The sequence below is a fragment of the Cupriavidus basilensis genome, assembly GCF_000876015.1.
Taxonomy (GTDB): domain Bacteria; phylum Pseudomonadota; class Gammaproteobacteria; order Burkholderiales; family Burkholderiaceae; genus Cupriavidus; species Cupriavidus basilensis_B.
In genome coordinates this window covers 255,014-270,569 of sequence record NZ_BBQM01000018.1, presented here as the reverse complement: position 1 = coordinate 270,569, position 15,556 = coordinate 255,014, and the positions used below count along the sequence as shown (strand labels likewise).

16 protein-coding genes are annotated in these 15,556 nt (G+C 69.7%); 6 read left to right on the top strand and 10 right to left on the bottom strand.

The genetic code is table 11. The annotated features are described in order from the left end of the window. Positions 1-11 precede the first annotated feature (11 nt). Positions 12-2,648 (top strand): ABC transporter permease, encoded by a 2,637-nt coding sequence (locus KF708C_RS19890; RefSeq protein ID WP_059412997.1) that lies wholly within the window; start codon positions 12-14, stop codon positions 2,646-2,648. A 62-nt stretch (positions 2,649-2,710) separates the two neighbouring features. Continuing rightward, entirely contained in the window at positions 2,711-3,145 is a 435-nt protein-coding gene (locus KF708C_RS19885; RefSeq protein WP_020203028.1) for a group II truncated hemoglobin, read from the top strand. Between the two features lie 39 nt (positions 3,146-3,184). On the opposite strand, the gene KF708C_RS19880 is transcribed toward KF708C_RS19885, so the two are convergent. From KF708C_RS19880 to KF708C_RS19835, 10 genes are all read right to left on the bottom strand, one after another. Continuing rightward, complete coding sequence (locus KF708C_RS19880) at positions 3,185-3,769, bottom strand: TIGR00730 family Rossman fold protein (protein WP_020203029.1); 585 nt, start codon at positions 3,767-3,769, stop codon at positions 3,185-3,187. Next, positions 3,766-4,473, bottom strand: a complete 708-nt coding sequence (locus KF708C_RS19875) for a TetR/AcrR family transcriptional regulator (RefSeq protein WP_059412996.1) — start codon at positions 4,471-4,473, stop codon at positions 3,766-3,768. The genes KF708C_RS19880 and KF708C_RS19875 overlap by 4 nt, the downstream gene beginning before the upstream one ends. A 193-nt stretch (positions 4,474-4,666) precedes the next feature. Then, positions 4,667-5,164, bottom strand: a complete 498-nt coding sequence (locus KF708C_RS19870; protein ID WP_020203031.1) for a diacylglycerol kinase — start codon at positions 5,162-5,164, stop codon at positions 4,667-4,669. Continuing rightward, a complete protein-coding gene (locus KF708C_RS19865; protein WP_020203032.1) occupies positions 5,067-6,209 on the bottom strand; it encodes a glycosyltransferase family 4 protein in 1,143 nt (380 codons plus the stop codon). Before KF708C_RS19865 ends, KF708C_RS19870 begins: the two co-directional genes overlap by 98 nt. Before the next feature lie 85 nt (positions 6,210-6,294). After that, the gene (locus KF708C_RS19860; RefSeq protein WP_059412995.1) at positions 6,295-7,320 is read right to left on the bottom strand and encodes a UDP-2,3-diacylglucosamine diphosphatase; all 1,026 of its coding nucleotides are present in this window, start codon (positions 7,318-7,320) and stop codon (positions 6,295-6,297) included. A 131-nt stretch (positions 7,321-7,451) separates the two neighbouring features. Next, positions 7,452-8,429 (bottom strand): esterase/lipase family protein, encoded by a 978-nt coding sequence (locus KF708C_RS19855; protein ID WP_059412994.1) that lies wholly within the window; start codon positions 8,427-8,429, stop codon positions 7,452-7,454. Further along, on the bottom strand, positions 8,426-8,977 hold the full coding sequence (locus KF708C_RS19850; RefSeq protein WP_059413055.1) for an RDD family protein: 552 nt from the start codon (positions 8,975-8,977) through the stop codon (positions 8,426-8,428). Before KF708C_RS19850 ends, KF708C_RS19855 begins: the two co-directional genes overlap by 4 nt. Before the next feature lie 215 nt (positions 8,978-9,192). Further along, on the bottom strand, positions 9,193-9,984 hold the full coding sequence (locus KF708C_RS19845) for a DUF3106 domain-containing protein (RefSeq protein WP_059412993.1): 792 nt from the start codon (positions 9,982-9,984) through the stop codon (positions 9,193-9,195). A 2-nt stretch (positions 9,985-9,986) separates the two neighbouring features. Then, entirely contained in the window at positions 9,987-10,424 is a 438-nt protein-coding gene (locus KF708C_RS19840; protein WP_020203615.1) for a DUF3619 family protein, read from the bottom strand. Further along, positions 10,421-10,987, bottom strand: coding sequence for an RNA polymerase sigma factor (locus KF708C_RS19835; protein WP_020203616.1), 567 nt, complete (start codon positions 10,985-10,987; stop codon positions 10,421-10,423). Before KF708C_RS19835 ends, KF708C_RS19840 begins: the two co-directional genes overlap by 4 nt. A gap of 391 nt (positions 10,988-11,378) precedes the next feature. On the opposite strand from KF708C_RS19835, the gene KF708C_RS19830 reads away from it, so the two are divergent. The 4 genes from KF708C_RS19830 to KF708C_RS19815 all read left to right on the top strand — a co-directional run bounded on the left by KF708C_RS19830 (position 11,379) and on the right by KF708C_RS19815 (position 15,539). After that, positions 11,379-13,142 (top strand): acetolactate synthase 3 catalytic subunit, encoded by a 1,764-nt coding sequence (locus tag KF708C_RS19830; RefSeq protein ID WP_029043741.1) that lies wholly within the window; start codon positions 11,379-11,381, stop codon positions 13,140-13,142. Next, positions 13,142-13,633 (top strand): acetolactate synthase small subunit, encoded by a 492-nt coding sequence (gene ilvN / locus KF708C_RS19825; protein ID WP_020203618.1) that lies wholly within the window; start codon positions 13,142-13,144, stop codon positions 13,631-13,633. The genes KF708C_RS19830 and ilvN overlap by 1 nt, the downstream gene beginning before the upstream one ends. A 90-nt stretch (positions 13,634-13,723) precedes the next feature. Continuing rightward, positions 13,724-14,740, top strand: coding sequence for a ketol-acid reductoisomerase (gene ilvC, locus KF708C_RS19820; RefSeq protein ID WP_020203619.1), 1,017 nt, complete (start codon positions 13,724-13,726; stop codon positions 14,738-14,740). 154 nt (positions 14,741-14,894) lie between these two features. Further along, positions 14,895-15,539 carry a phosphatidylserine decarboxylase gene (locus tag KF708C_RS19815; protein WP_020203620.1) on the top strand — a complete coding sequence of 215 codons (645 nt, stop codon included), beginning with the start codon at positions 14,895-14,897 and terminating at the stop codon, positions 15,537-15,539. The last annotated feature ends 17 nt before the right edge of the window (positions 15,540-15,556 follow it).

The following is a 15,556-nucleotide window of genomic DNA, read 5'->3' as shown; positions in this document are numbered from 1 at the left end:
ATAACTGACTGATGCCTTCCGAACTGGATTCGGCCGCCGGGATCGCCGGCGCTTTCCCTGCCGCCGCGGCGGCGCCCACGGCCCGCTTCTCCCCGTGGCGCCAGGCCCTGCGCATGGCGCGGCGCGACTGGCGCGCCGGCGAGCTGTACCTGCTGCTGTTCGCGCTGGTGCTGGCGGTGGCGGCGCTGAGCAGCGTGGGTTTCCTGGCCGACCGCATGCGGCTGGGGCTGGAGCGCGACGCGCGCCAGATGATCGCCGCCGACGTGCTGATCGTGAGCGACCAGCCGTTCGACGCGGCCTTCGCCGCCCGCGCCGCGCAGGCCGGGCTGGCCACCGCGCAGACCGTCACCTTTCCCAGCATGGCCACCGCGCACCGGGCCGGGCAGGAGACCGCGGCCGCCGGCGCTTCGGCCGCGGCGGCGGAGCCGCCTTCGCAACTGGCCGCGCTCAAGGCGGTCGGCCCGGGCTACCCGCTGCGCGGGCAGGTCAAGGTGGCCGGCGCGCGCGGCGGCCCGGAAGTGGCCGCCGCGGGCATCCCGGCGCCCGGCACGGTGTGGGTCGACGAGGCGCTGCTCGATTCGCTCGGCTTGTCGCTGGGCGACACCATCCAGCTCGGCAGCCGCGGCTTTCGCATCGAGCGCATCGTCACGCAGGAGCTCGACCGCGGCGCCGGTTTCATGAACTTCGCGCCGCGCGTGATGCTGCCGCTGTCGGACCTGGACGCCACCGGGCTGGTGGGCTGGGGCAGCCGCGTGACCTACCGCCTGCTGGTGGCGGGCCCCGACGCGGCCGGCCAGGCCTACCAGCGCTGGGCCGAGGCCGAGATCGGCCGGCGCGGGCTGCGCAACACGCGCGTGGAGTCGCTCGAGTCCGGCCAGCCGCAGATGCGCGCCACGCTGGACCGCGCCGAGCGTTTCCTGTCGCTGGTGGCGGTGCTGTCGGCGATGATCGCGGCGGTGGCCATCGCCATGTCCGCGCGCCGCTACATGCAGCGCCATACCGACGCCTGCGCGGTGTACAAGTGCATGGGCCTGTCGCGCCGCGAGATCCTGCTGGCCTTCACGCTGGAATTCCTGCTGCTGGGCATCGGCGGCGCGGTGGCCGGCGTGGTGCTGGGCTACCTGGCGCACTACGGCCTGCTGCTGTCGCTGGGCAACCTGCTGACCGTGACGCTGCCGCAGCCGTCGCTGGTGCCGTCGCTGGTGGGCCTGCTGGCCGGCATGGTGCTGCTGGCGGGCTTCGCGCTGCCGCCGCTGCTGGCGCTCACGCGCGTGCCGCCGCTGCGCGTGCTGCGGCGCGACCTGGGCGCGCCGCCGGTGTCCACGTGGGTGGCCTACGGGCTCGGCCTGGGCGCCTTCGTGGCGCTGCTGCTGGTGGCCGCGCGCGACCTCAAGCTGGGCCTGACCACCGCGGGCGGCTTCCTCGGCGCCGGCGTGGCCTTCGCGCTGCTGGCGCTGGGCCTGCTGAGCCTGCTGGCGCGCCTGATGCGCGGGCGCAAGCCGGGGCGCGGCAGCGTGGGCTGGCGCTTCGCGCTGGCGGTGCTGGAGCGGCGCCGCGCGGTGACGGTGCTGCAGACCGTGGCGCTGGCGGTGGGCCTGATGGCGCTGCTGCTGCTGGGCATGACCCGCAACGACCTGATCGCCTCGTGGCGCAACGCCACGCCGGCGGACGCGCCCAACCGCTTCATCATCAACATCCAGCCCGACCAGCGCGCGCCGCTGGCCGGCATGCTCGCGCACGCCGGCATCGCCGACCTGCTGTACCCGATGGTGCGCGGGCGCCTGACGCACATCGGCGGCCAGCCGGTGCAGGCCGGGCAGTACCCGGACGGGCGCGCGCGCAACCTGGTCGAGCGCGAGTTCAACCTGTCGTACACCGACCGGCTGCCCGAGGGCAACCGCGTGGTCGCCGGCCGCTGGCTGGCCGCCGGCGGCGGCGAGGCCGGCGCGTCGGTGGAGGAGGGCATCGCGAAGACGCTCGGCATCCACCTGGGCGACACGCTGCGCTTCGACGTGGCGGGGCAGCCGGTGGAGGCGCCGGTGACTTCGCTGCGCAAGCTGGACTGGGGCTCGATGCGGGTGAACTTCTTCGTCATCCTGCCGCCGGCGGCGATGAAGGGCATGCCCGAGACCTACATCACCGCGTTCCACCTGCCCGCGCCGCAGGCGGCGCTGGGCAACCGGCTGGTGGCGGCCTTCCCCAACATCACGGTGGTCAACACCGACCTGATCCTGCGCCAGATCCAGGAAGTGCTCGACCAGGTCATCGCCGCGGTGGAATTCCTGTTCGTGTTCACGCTGGCGGCCGGCGTGACGGTGCTTTACGCGGCGCTTTCCGGTTCGCGCGACGAGCGCAAGCGCGACGCCGGCCTGCTCAAGGCGCTGGGCGCCTCGGCCGCGGTGGTGCGGCAGACGCAGTACACCGAGTTCCTGGTGGTGGGCGGCCTGGCGGGGCTGCTGGCCAGCCTGGGCGCGATCGCGGTGGGCTGGGGCCTGTCGCAGTTCGTGTTCGATTTCCCGTACCGCTTCAACGGCTGGATCGTGCCGGCCGGCGTGCTTTCTGGCATGCTGTGCGCTTTTGCGGGGGGCTGGCTGGGTTTGCGCGAGGTGCTGCGGCAGCCCGCGCTGGCCACGCTGCGCGACGCCTGAGCGGCCTTCGCATGCCTTCCGGCGGCATGGCCGCCCCGCGCCCGACGACCTGACGAGCATTCATGAGTACCGATCCGAACCCCGCAGCCACCGAAACCACCGACGCTGCCGCCACCGAGACCACCGCCTACGAACTGGTCGGCGGCGAGGCGCGCGTGCGCGAACTGGTGGACCGTTTCTACGACCTGATGGACCTGGAAGAGCAGTTCAAGGGGCTGCGCTCGCTCCATCCCGCCTCGCTCGACGGCTCGCGCGACAAGCTGTTCTGGTTCCTGTGCGGCTGGCTGGGCGGGCCCAACCATTTCATCGAGCGCTTCGGCCACCCGCGCCTGCGCGCGCGCCACCTGCCGTTCCAGATCGGCACCAGCGAGCGCGACCAGTGGCTGCGCTGCATGGCGCTGGCGATGCAGGACGTGGGCCTGCCCGACGACCTGCAACTGCGCCTGATGAAGGCGTTCTTCGATACCGCCGACTGGATGCGCAACGTGCCGCGCTGAAGGCCGCCGCGAGGCGGCCGCGGACCCGGCGCGCGGGACTCAGGTCTGCTCGCGCTTTTCCTGCCACTTGTCGACGGTCACGCGCGGCGCGCGGGCGAGCTTGTCGAGGATGCCTTCGGGCGTGGTGTCGACGTGCAGCAGGTCGTTGTGGACCTGCTTGAGGAAGCCTTCGTCGACGGCGTGCTGCAGGAAGCCGCGCATGCCGTCGTAGAAGCCGGCCGCGTTGAGCAGGCCGACCGGCTTGGCGTGGTAGCCGAGCTGCAGCCAGGTGAAGGTCTCGAACAGTTCCTCGAAGGTGCCCACGCCGCCGGGCATGGCGACGAAGGCGTCGGCGCGGTCGGCCATCATCTGCTTGCGCTCGTGCATGTTGCGCACCACATGCAGCTCGCTCAGGCCGCGGTGGCCCACCTCCTTCTGCATCAGCGCCTCGGGGATGATGCCGATGGCGGTGCCGCCGTGCGCCAGCACGGCATCGGCCACGGTGCCCATCAGCCCGACCTTGCCGCCGCCGTAGACCAGCGCCAGGCCGCGCTCGGCCAGGAGCCTGCCCATCGCGCGCGCCGCTTCGGCGTATTCGGGACGGTTGCCGGGGCTGGAGCCGCAGTAGATGCAAACGGACTTCACTTGTTGTCTTCCTTCAGGTTGGGAGTCTGGGCCGCGCGCGCGGCGGCGTATTCGCGCGCCTGCTGCTCGAACGCCTCGCGCGCCCTGCCGCGCAGGTAGGGCGCGAGGATCGAGAAGATGTGGTAGCTGGCGCCGTGCAGGTAGCCGCGGATCTGGTCCGGGTCGTTGTACTGGCGCGGGTGCTGCACGAACTGGAAGGACAGCCAGTAGGTGGACACCACGACCATGTTGGTGCAGATCGCGTCGACCTGCTCGGGCGTGGCTTCCATCTCGCCGTCTTCCTGGAACTGGCGGCAGATCTCCATCGCCAGGCGCTTCTTCTGCTCGACGATGCGCTTGAAGTTGGTTTCAAGCATGCGGTTGCGCGCCAGCAGGTCGTTGATGTCGCGGTACAGGAAGCGGTAGTTCCACAGGAACTCGGACATGTACTGGAGGTAGCCCCAGCTTTCGTCCAGCGTGGCCTTGTGGTCTTCCGGCAACTTGAGGCGGCGCTCCATCTCCTGCTCGAACAGCATGAAGATGGAGTTGATGATGTCGTCCTTGTTGCGGAAGTGGTAGTAGAGATTGCCGGGGCTGATCTCCATCGCCTCCGCGATCGTGGTGGTCGTCACGTTGGGCTCGCCGAGCTCGTTGAACAGGCGCAGCGAGACGTCGAGGATGCGGTCGCGGGTGCGGCGCGGGCCGGGTTGCGGTTTGGATTCCATGGGCGGCCGGGCGAGCGGCAATTCGGTGGGTTGAAGGCGATTATAAGCAATCGCGCTTGCCGCACTGCCGCATGCGGCCGGCATGGCCTCCATCCTGCCGCCTATCCTGCCGCCTATCCTGCCGCCAATTTCGCCGCCCATTCCAGCATCCGTCCCGCCACTCATCCCGCCGCCCATTCCCGCCGCGCGCTCCTCATCCGGCCAGTTGCCGCAGCCAGCCGACCACGATCGGCCCGGCGATCGCCAGCCAGGTGCCGCCGCACAGCACCAGCGCCAGCATCACGGCGGCGCTGCCGAAGTCCTTGGCGCGCTTGGACAGGCCGTGGCGCTCCAGCGAGATGCGGTCCACCGCGGCTTCCACGCTGGAGTTGAGCAGCTCCACGATCAGCACGAGCAGCAGCGTGCCCAGCAGCAGGATGCGCTCGACGACGTCCACCGGCAGGAACAGCGCGCATGGCGTGAGGATCGCCACCAGCGTCAGTTCCTGGCGGAAGGCGCTTTCTTCCAGCACCGCGTAGCGCAGCCCGGACAGGGAATTGATGCCCGCATGCCAGGCCCGCGCCAGCCCGCGGTTGCCTTTGTGCGGGTTCTGCTCAATCGTGTAGTCGCTGTTCGGCGAAGCCTTGGCCGGCGCCGAGGTCTGGGCCGCCGGCGGGCGGCTGGATACGGGCGGTCGATGCGGAGTCGGCATGTTCGGATGAGGGACGGGCAGCGCCGCCGGGCGCGTTGTCGCGCGCGGCCGGCAGCGGCTGCAGGTGTGTCAGGAACTGCTCGGAGGCCGCGCGCCACGAGAACCGCTCGGCATGCGCGCGGGCGGTGGCGCGGTCGATGCGCAGTGCCTCCAGGCACGCTTCGCGCAGGTCTTCATGCATCACGCCGGCGCTGCTCTCGCCGAGCACGTCGATCGGGCCGGTGACGGGGTAGGCCGCCACGGGCAGGCCGCTGGCGAGTGCCTCGAGCAGTACCAGGCCGAAGGTGTCGGTGCGGCTCGGAAACACGAAGACGTCGGCTGAAGCATACACCTTGGCCAGCTCGGGCTGGCTCAGCACGCCGAGGTAGTTGACGCCCGGATAGCGCGCCCGCAGCGAGGCCAGCGCCGGGCCGTCGCCGACCACCCACTTGGAGCCGGGCAGGTCGAGCGCGAGGAAGGCCTCGACGTTCTTTTCCACCGCCACGCGGCCCACGTAGAGGAAGATCGGATGGGCCGTGTTGAGCACGTTGGCCTGCTGCGTGGTGAACACGTCCAGGTCCACGCCGCGCGTCCACAGCACGCCGTGCGCGATGCCGTAGCGGCGCAGGTCCTGCAGCACCACCGGCGTGGGCGCCATCACCGCGCGCGCCGAGCCGTGGAACCAGCGCAGGAAGGCGTAGGTCCAGGCCAGCGGGATGCCGAAGCGCGCCTGCACGTATTCGGGAAAGCGGGTGTGGTACGCGGTGGTGAACGGCAGCTGCTCGCGCAGCGCGTAGCGGCGCGCGGCCAGGCCGAGCGGGCCTTCGGTGGCGATGTGCAGCGCGTCGGGCGCGAACGCGCGGATGCGCTCGCGCACCTTGGCGCCGGCGAACAGGGACAGCGAGATCTCGGGATAGGTGGGGCAGGGAATGGTGCGGAATTCCTGCGGCGTGATCAGCTCGACCGTATGCCCCAGCGCGCTCAGCTCGCGGCGGGTGGACTTGAGGGTGCGCACCACGCCGTTGACCTGCGGCTCCCAGGCATCGGTGACGATCAGGATCTTCATGTCTGCTCCTTGCGGCGGGCCGCGTGGGTGAGTCCCGGCCCCGGCGGGGTGGGGCCGGGGGACTGCGTTGGTGGCCGGCGCGGGCTCAGGCGGCCGTGACGGCGGCGCGGCGGCCGCTCGTGGCGGGCGCGTCGAGCAGCTTGGTCCAGTAGACGATCTGCAGCTCGCCTTCCTGCGTCTCGACCAGCGCCGACAGGCTTTCCACCCAGTCGCCGTCGTTGCAGTAGAGCTGGCCGTCCACCTCGCGGATCTCGGCCTTGTGGATGTGGCCGCAGATCACGCCGTCGCAGCCGCGGCGGCGCGCTTCCTCCACCATCGCCTGCTCGAACGAGTTGATGTAGTTGACCGCGTTCTTGACCTGGTGCTTGAGGTATTGCGACAGCGACCAGTACGGGAAGCCCAGGCGCGCGCGGACGCGGTTGAAGTGGCGGTTCAGCGCCAGGATCAGCGTGTAGAGCGAGTCGCCCAGGTAGGCCAGCCAGCGCGCGTGCTGCACCACGCCGTCGAACAGGTCGCCGTGCACCACCCACAGGCGGCGCCCGGTGGCGGTGACGTGGATGGCGTCCTCGCGCACGGCGATGTCGCCGAAGGCCAGGCCGTCGAACTGGCGCGCCACTTCGTCGTGGTTGCCGGGCACGTAGATCACCTCGGTGCCCTTGCGCGCCTTGCGCAGCAGCTTCTGCACCACGTCGTTGTGGCTTTGCGGCCAGTACCAGCCGCGCCGCAGCTGCCAGCCGTCGATGATGTCGCCGACCAGGTAGAGCTGTTCCGATTCGTTGTGCTTGAGGAAGTCGAGCAGGTAGTCGGCCTGGCAGCCGGCGGTGCCGAGATGGATGTCGGACAGCCAGATGGCGCGGTAGTGGCGGATCGGGTGGGCGGGATGCGGGGCGGAGGGCGTGGTGGCGGGGGGCGGCAGGCTGGCGGAGGCGGGGGTGGAAGCCCCGCGCGCGGGCGGGCGTTGCTGCAGGGTGCTGGCCGGTGGCATGAAGGCGGCCAGCGCGGCGGGCAGGGACGAGGAGCCGGGCCGCGGCGGGGACTCCGCCGTGCGGCCGCGCAGCAGTTGCGCGGCCTTTGCCAGTTGTCCGCGGGCAGAACGAAGGGCTTGAACCATGGCGGCCTCGGTATCGACGATGGCTGCATTGGGCCAGCCGGCGATGACGAAGCCGTGACGGAAACATGAATGTCACATGACTGTGGCGCGCCGGCAAACACCGCCGCCGCGCGCCGCGCGCGGGCCCGGAGTCAGGCGGCCGGCGCCACCGCGCACAGTCGCGCCAGCGCGCCCAGCGCCGCCTGCGTGGCGCGTGGGTGGCGCAGCAGGCCGACGTGGCCGACGCCGGACAGCGCGACGTGGTGGGCGCCTTCCAGCCACGACGAGCCGGCCGGGCCGGCGATGGAGTCGTGCCAGCTGAACACCGACACCAGCGCGGCGCGCTGGCGCGGGGTCTCGCGCGCCGCCAGCGCGCGCAGCCAGGCGCTGCCGCAGCGCATCTGGCGCGCGTTGAAGCCGCTGCCGTAGCGCGCCAGCGCGCAGCCGTGGTGGGGCGAGCCGAGCGTGACGATGCCGCGGCACGGCGGCGGCTTGCCGCGTCCCGCCACGGCCGCGCGCGCGGCCAGTCCGCCCATGCTGTGGCACAGCAGCAGCGGCGCCTGGCCGGTGGTGGCGGCGATGCGCGCGATGGCGGCGCGCACCTGCAGCGCGTAGTGGTCGAGGTCGCCGAACACGGGTTCGAGGTCGATCGCCTCGCAGTGGTAGCCGGCCGCGGCCAGCGCCGGCTGCATGTCCAGCCAGACCGCGTGGTTGCAGCCGTAGCCGTGCACCAGCAGCAGCGGCGGGCGCGAGCCGGGCGCGCGGGCCGGCGTGAAGCGGCGCCGCGAGCAGAACGGCTGGAGCCAGTCGAACATGCGCAGCACGGCGGCGTATTCGTGCAGGTAGCAGGCCAGCGCCGGCACCGGCGCCAGCGGCGCGGGGCGGGTCGCCAGCAGGGCCGGCGGCCGCGGCGGGCGCTGGCCGGCGGGCACGCCGAAGCCGGCCAGCGAGAGCACGAAGGCGCCGGCCAGCGACAGCCCCAGCAGGCCCAGCACCAGCAGCAGGCCGGCCAGCAGCCCGGCGCCGAGCGTCCAGCCGGCGCGCTCGCGCAGCGCCACCGCGCAGCCCGCCACCGCGGCAGCCTGCAATGCCACCGCGATGCGGCGCAAGGCGGCGGCCGAGAGCGTCATGACCGGGGCGGGCGCAGGTCGGCCAGGCGGGTGCCGGCCATGCGGTCGTGCAGGAACTGGCGCCGCGGGTCCAGCCACGCCAGCAGGATCCAGATCAGCAGGCCGCCGGCGAGCACGCCGACGAAGGGCCCCTTGACCAGGCCGAGCGCGTGCCCGACGGCCGCCGACGGCGGCAGCCACAGCCACGCCAGCAGGTAGCGCGCGGCGGCGCGCGGCCAGCGCGGCGGCACGCCGGCGGCGGTTTCCACGCGCATGCGCCAGGTCTGCATGGCGAGGGTCTGGCCGTTGCGCTGCCAGAACCAGACGAAGTAGCAGCCCAGCACCAGAAAGCTCCATGCCTGCATGGCGAACTCGCCGTCCACGCCGAGGCGCCGCAGCGCCGGCCGCGCCAGCAGGTAGAGCGCGGTGGAGGCACTCAGCACGCCGAACAGCAGCACGCCCTCGTAGAGCATGCAGGCGACGCGGCGGCGCAGCGAGGGCGCCGGGCGAGGGGCGCCGGCCGGGGCGGCTGGCTTGGTGCTGGTACGGGAGGTGGCGGCGGCGGGCATGGCGGAATTGGGCAAGGGCGATGCCGGCCAGGTGCCGGCCGGGAAGAAGGGCGTCGCGACGGTCAGGGAGACCGGCGCGAGGACGGTCACCAAGCCGGTCACGAAGTCAGGCACAAAGGACGGACGCGGCGACAGATGCGGCGACGGCGGCGCGCCCGGGCGCAACGCGCATTATGCCAAAGCCCGGCCGGCGGTAGTTGGCCGGGCAGCCGCGCTTATCGGCGGACCGGCTCGTCGGGGCTGGCCGGCCCGCCGGCGTTGCTGGCCGCGGGCTCGGCGCTGGCGCCGGCGTCGTGTGGCGCATCGGGCGCGGCGAGGATCGCGGCAGGCGCCACCGTGCCGGCGGCCGGCGCGGCGGCCGGCAGGTCGGGCACATGCGCGACGGCGTCGGAGGCGGGGTGGTGGGCGGCCATGTGCGCGGCGGCCGGCACCTTCTTTTCGAGGTGCAGCTGGCGCGTGGTCTCGGCGGGCAGCCGCTTGCCCGAGGGCAGGGCGCTGACCGCGCCCGGGCGGCGCGGCACCTTTTCGGCGGCGGCCAGGTTCTTCTTCTGCTCTTCAGGCAGTTGCTGGTACTTGTCCCAGGCTTCGGCCTTCTTCTGCGGTGGCAGCGAGCGCGTGATCTGGTAGTTCTCGCGCGCCAGCCGGCGCTGCTGCGGCGTCATCTTGACCCATTCGGTCATGCGCGTCTGCAGGCGCGCCTGCTCGGCCGGCGAGAATTTCGGGTAGCGCTCCGCGATCTGCACCCATTTGCGGCGATTCAGTTCGGGGAAGTTGTTCCACTCGCCTTGCAGCGGGGCGAGCACGCGCTGCTGCACGACGGAGAGCTCGGCCCAGGTCGGATGCGCGTTGACGGGGCTGGTGGCGGCAGAAGCGCCGGTGGCGCGGCCGCCCTGGGCCTGGCACGCCAGCGGCGCGGACAGCCAGGCGGCGGCCGCGGCAGCGCCGGCCAGCAGCAAGCCTGCCAGCCGCCGGCGTGGCGCGGCGCGGCGCGAAGGGGTGCTGGCCATCGCTATTGCTGACCGCGTTTCAGGAACACGTGGAAGCCCTGGTCGGCGTAGGCCGCCGGCGGCAGGTCGTCGAGCAGCATGGCGGCATCCACGTCGGCGAGCTCGTCCACGCGCTTCTGCTGCTGCCAGTGGTAGATGCCGATCAGGCCGGCGCCCAGCGCCACCAGCGTCCACACCAGCCCGAGGCGGCGCAGCCAGGCGCCCGCGCGGTGCAGCGGCGAATCGTCTTCGTCGAACGAGACCGTGGCCGCGCCGGCCGTGGCCAGCTGCGGCGCGGCCACCGCGGCATGCGCCTTGCGGCGCGACAGCGCCATGCGCCGCGCGGCGGCGAGCCGTTCGGTCACATTGGCCGGCAACGCGTTCGCCGAGGCATCCAGTGCCGTGCGAATCTCGTGTGCCAGGCGGCGTTCATTGATTTCTTTTTCGTTTCTGTTACTCATAGTCGGACCCCCCGCGCTCGCAATGCCTGCGCCAGTGTGTGCGTGGCGCGGGAACAGTGAGTCTTGACGCTGCCTTCCGAGCATCCCATGACAGCAGCCGTTTCCGCGACGTCCATATCCTCCCAGTAACGCATCAGGAAAGCTTCGCGTTGACGTGTCGGCAGGCGCTGGATCTCCTGTTCGATGATGTGCATGGTCTGGGCGCGTTCCACTTTGTCGGCGCTGCTTTCGGCGGATTCGGAGCCGATTTCGGCCTCGAAAGTGTCGAGCAGGTCATTATCTTCGCCTTCCCGGTCGTCGCGCAGGTTGGAAAACAGCGTGACCCAGGTGTTTCGCACCTTCTGACGGCGGAACCAGTCGTGGATTGTGTTCTGCAGTATGCGCTGGAACAGCGGCGGCAGTTCGCCGGCGCTCTTGTCGCCGTATTTCTCGGCGAGCTTGATCATGGCGTCCTGGACGATGTCCAGGGCGGCCTCGTCGTCGCGCACCGCAAACACGGCCTGTTTGAAGGCGCGCCGCTCGACGCTGGCGAGAAAGTCGGATAGTTCCTGATCGGTTGCCATGCAGGCGGGGTACAGACGGTGAGGCCGCGGCCGGTGGATGTGCGGGTTACGGCTGCCCGCACGTCCAAAATTGGGGGGAATGCTAGCAAATAACCCTGTGGGTGACCATCTTTGTTCTTTGTTGCGGTCATTCACGGGCCCGCCGGCACGGGCTGCAATGGCCGCGGCGCGCGCGGAAAACCGCACCGCGCCGGGCGCGCCCGGGCAGGCAGAAAGCCGTAGACCAGCCTGATGCATTGCGGTATCATCGTCGGTTCACGACATCAGTGGTTGTCTCATCAGGCCGCTTATGAGGCGGTCTACCATGCAGACGCGCACCGCTTGAACCCGCGCCACAAGCCCGGCAGAGAGCATCCGAACAATTTTTTGCCGAAAATTGCAAAGGACTGAAATGAACATGCCCAGCGCGGAATTCTCCCACGCAGACAGCAATTCATCTGCCGCACCCGAAATGATCGGTGCGGAAATCCTCGTTCACGCACTTGCCGAAGAAGGCGTCGAGTACGTCTGGGGCTACCCCGGCGGCGCAGTGCTGTATATCTACGACGAGTTCTACAAGCAGAAGAAGATCGAGCACATCCTGGTGCGCCACGAGCAGGCCGCGGTCCATGCCGCGGATGGCTATGCGCGCGCGACCGGCAAGGTGGGCTGCGCCCTGGTGACTTCGGGTCCCGGCGTCACCAACGCGGTGACGGGCATCGCCACGGCCTACCTGGATTCGATCCCGATGGTGGTGATCACCGGCAACGTGCCGACCCACGCCATCGGCCAGGACGCATTCCAGGAATGCGACACGGTCGGCATCACCCGCCCGATCGTCAAGCACAACTTCCTGGTCAAGGACGTCCGCGATCTCGCTTCGACCATCAAGAAGGCGTTCTACATCGCCGCGACCGGCCGTCCCGGCCCGGTGGTGGTGGACATCCCCAAGGACGTCTCGCGCAACGCCTGCAAGTACGAGTATCCCAAGTCGATCGACATGCGCTCGTACAACCCGGTGAACAAGGGCCATTCGGGCCAGATCCGCAAGGCGCTCGCGCTGTTGCAGGGCGCCGAGCGGCCGTTCATCTACGCCGGCGGCGGGGTGGTGCTGGCCAACGCCAGCGAGGAACTGCGCCAGCTGGCCGCGCTGACCGGCCATCCGGTCACCAACACGCTGATGGGCCTGGGCTCGTTCCCCGGCACCAGCAAGCAGTTCGTCGGCATGCTCGGCATGCACGGCACGTATGAAGCCAACATGGCCATGCAGAACTGCGACGTGCTGATCGCCATCGGCGCGCGCTTCGACGACCGCGTGATCGGCAACCCGGGGCACTTCACCTCGCAGCCGCGCAAGATCATCCACATCGACATCGACCCGTCTTCGATCTCGAAGCGCGTCAAGGTGGACATCCCCATCGTGGGCAACGTCAAGGACGTGCTGCAGGAGCTGATCTCGCAGCTGCAGGCCAGCGACGTCAAGCCCCGGCGCGAGGCCCTGGCCCGCTGGTGGGAGCAGATCGAGCAGTGGCGCTCGGTGGACTGCCTCAAGTACGACCGCAATTCCGAGATCATCAAGCCGCAGTACGTGGTCGAGAAGATCTGGGAACTGACCAAGGGCGATGCGTACATCTGCTCGGACGTCGGCCAGCACCAGATGTGGGCCGCGCAGTTCTACAAGTTCGACCAGCCGCGCCGCTGGATCAACTCCGGCGGCCTGGGCACGATGGGCGTGGGCCTGCCGTATGCGATGGGCATCAAGAAAGCCTTCCCCGAGAAGGAAGTGGTGACCATCACCGGCGAAGGCTCGATCCAGATGTGCATCCAGGAACTGTCGACCTGCCTGCAGTACGACACCCCGGTCAAGATCTGCGCGCTCAACAACCGCTATCTCGGCATGGTGCGCCAGTGGCAGGAGATCGAGTACGACAACCGCTACTCGCACTCCTACATGGACGCGCTGCCCGACTTCGTCAAGCTGGCCGAGGCCTATGGCCACGTCGGCATGCGCATCGAGAAGACCTCGGACGTCGAGCCCGCGCTGCGCGAAGCGTTCCGCCTGAAAGACCGTACCGTGTTCCTCGACTTCCAGACCGACCCCACCGAAAACGTGTGGCCGATGGTGCAGGCCGGCAAGGGCATCTCCGAGATGCTGCTCGGCGCGGAGGACCTGTGATGCGACATATCATTTCGGTCCTGCTGGAAAACGAACCGGGCGCGCTGTCGCGCGTGGTCGGCCTGTTCTCGGCTCGCGGCTACAACATCGAGACGCTGACGGTGGCACCCACCGAGGACGCCTCGCTGTCGCGCATGACCATCGTCACGAGCGGCTCCGACGACGTGATCGAGCAGATCACCAAGCACCTGAACCGCCTGGTGGAGGTGGTCAAGGTGGTGGACCTGACCGAAGGCGCGCACATCGAGCGCGAGCTGATGCTCGTCAAGGTGCGCGCGGTCGGCAAGGAGCGCGAGGAAATGAAGCGCACCGCCGACATCTTCCGCGGCCGCATCATCGACGTCACCGAGAAGACCTACACCATCGAGCTGACCGGCAACGGCGTCAAGCTCGACGCCTTCCTCGACGCCATCGACCGCGCCGCCATCCTCGAGACCGTCCGTACCGGCGGCTCGGGCATCGGCCGCGGCGAACGCATCCTGAAGGTCTGACCCGATTGCAGTATCCCCGGGCGGCATCGCCGCGCGCCGCGCGGCAGCCGCTACCCCGACACACGAAAACGAAAGCTTGAAGGAACCATCATGAAAGTGTTTTACGACAAGGACGCCGACCTCTCCCTGATCAAGGGCAAGAACGTCACCATCATCGGCTACGGCTCGCAAGGCCACGCCCACGCGCAGAACCTGAACGACTCGGGCGTCAAGGTCACGGTCGGCCTGCGCAAGAGCGGCGCATCGTGGAACAAGGCCGTCAACGCCGGCCTGCAGGTCAAGGAAGTGGCCGAGGCGGTCAAGTCCGCCGACGTGGTCATGATCCTGCTGCCGGACGAGCAGATCGCCGAGGTGTACAAGAACGAAGTGCACGACAACATCAAGGAAGGCGCCGCGCTGGCCTTCGCCCACGGCTTCAACGTGCACTACGGCGCCGTGATCCCGCGCGCCGACCTCGACGTGATCATGATCGCGCCGAAGGCCCCGGGCCACACCGTGCGCTCGACCTACGCGCAAGGCGGCGGCGTGCCCCACCTGATCGCCGTGCACCAGAACAAGTCCGGCGCCGCCCGTGACATCGCCCTGTCGTACGCTACCGCCAACGGCGGCGGCCGCGCCGGCATCATCGAGACCAACTTCCGCGAAGAAACCGAAACCGACCTGTTCGGCGAGCAGGCCGTGCTGTGCGGCGGCACCGTCGAGCTGATCAAGGCCGGCTTCGAGACGCTGGTGGAAGCCGGCTACGCGCCGGAAATGGCCTACTTCGAGTGCCTGCACGAACTGAAGCTGATCGTCGACCTGATCTATGAAGGCGGCATCGCCAACATGAACTACTCGATCTCCAACAACGCCGAATACGGCGAGTACGTCACCGGCCCGCGCGTCGTGACCGAGGAGACCAAGAAGGCCATGAAGCAGTGCCTGACCGACATCCAGACCGGCGAGTACGCCAAGAGCTTCCTGCTCGAGAACAAGGCCGGCGCACCGACCCTGATCTCGCGCCGCCGCCTGACGGCCGAGCACCAGATCGAGGAAGTGGGCGCCAAGCTGCGCGCCATGATGCCCTGGATCGCCAAGAACAAGCTGGTCGACCAGTCGAAGAACTAAGTCGGAATGCAGTCCTGGGCCCGCCGTTTCGCGCGGCGGGCCGCGGCCGTCCGGCCTTCCGCGCGTTCGGTCCCCGCTTCCGGGGGCGCTTTCGCGCGGGGGCTGGACGGCTTTTTGTTATCCTTGTCAGACTTTACCTTCTACCAAGCATTGCATGAACTATCCTCATCCGCTGATCGCCCGTGAAGGCTGGCCGTTCCTGGGCATTGCCTTTGTCATCTCGCTGCTGGTGCAGGTCAGCGCCGGCTTCTGGTGGGCCCTGCCGCTGTGGATCGTCACGCTGTTCGTGCTGCAGTTCTTCCGCGACCCGCCGCGGCCGATCCCGGCCCAGCCGAACGCCGTGCTGGCCCCGGCCGACGGCCGCATCGTGGTGGTCGAGAAAACCCAGGATCCCTATGCCGGGCGCGAGGCGCTGAAGATCAGCGTGTTCATGAACGTGTTCAACGTGCACTCGAACCGCGTGTCGGTGGACGGCCAGGTGGAGAAGGTCGAATACTTCCCCGGCAAGTTCGTCAACGCCGACCTCGACAAGGCCTCGCTCGAGAACGAGCGCAACGCCGTGGTGATCCGCCGCGCCGGCGACGGCAAGGTGGTGACGCTGGTGCAGGTCGCCGGGCTGGTGGCGCGCCGCATCCTCTGCTATACCCGGGTGGGGGAGACCCTGTCGCGCGGCCAGCGCTACGGCTTCATCCGCTTCGGCTCGCGCGTGGACGTGTACCTGCCCGTGGACGCGCGCCCGCGCGTGACCATCGGCGAGAAAGTGTCGGCGTCGTCGACGGTCCTGGCCGAGCTGGACTGATCCGGCCCGCGGCCACT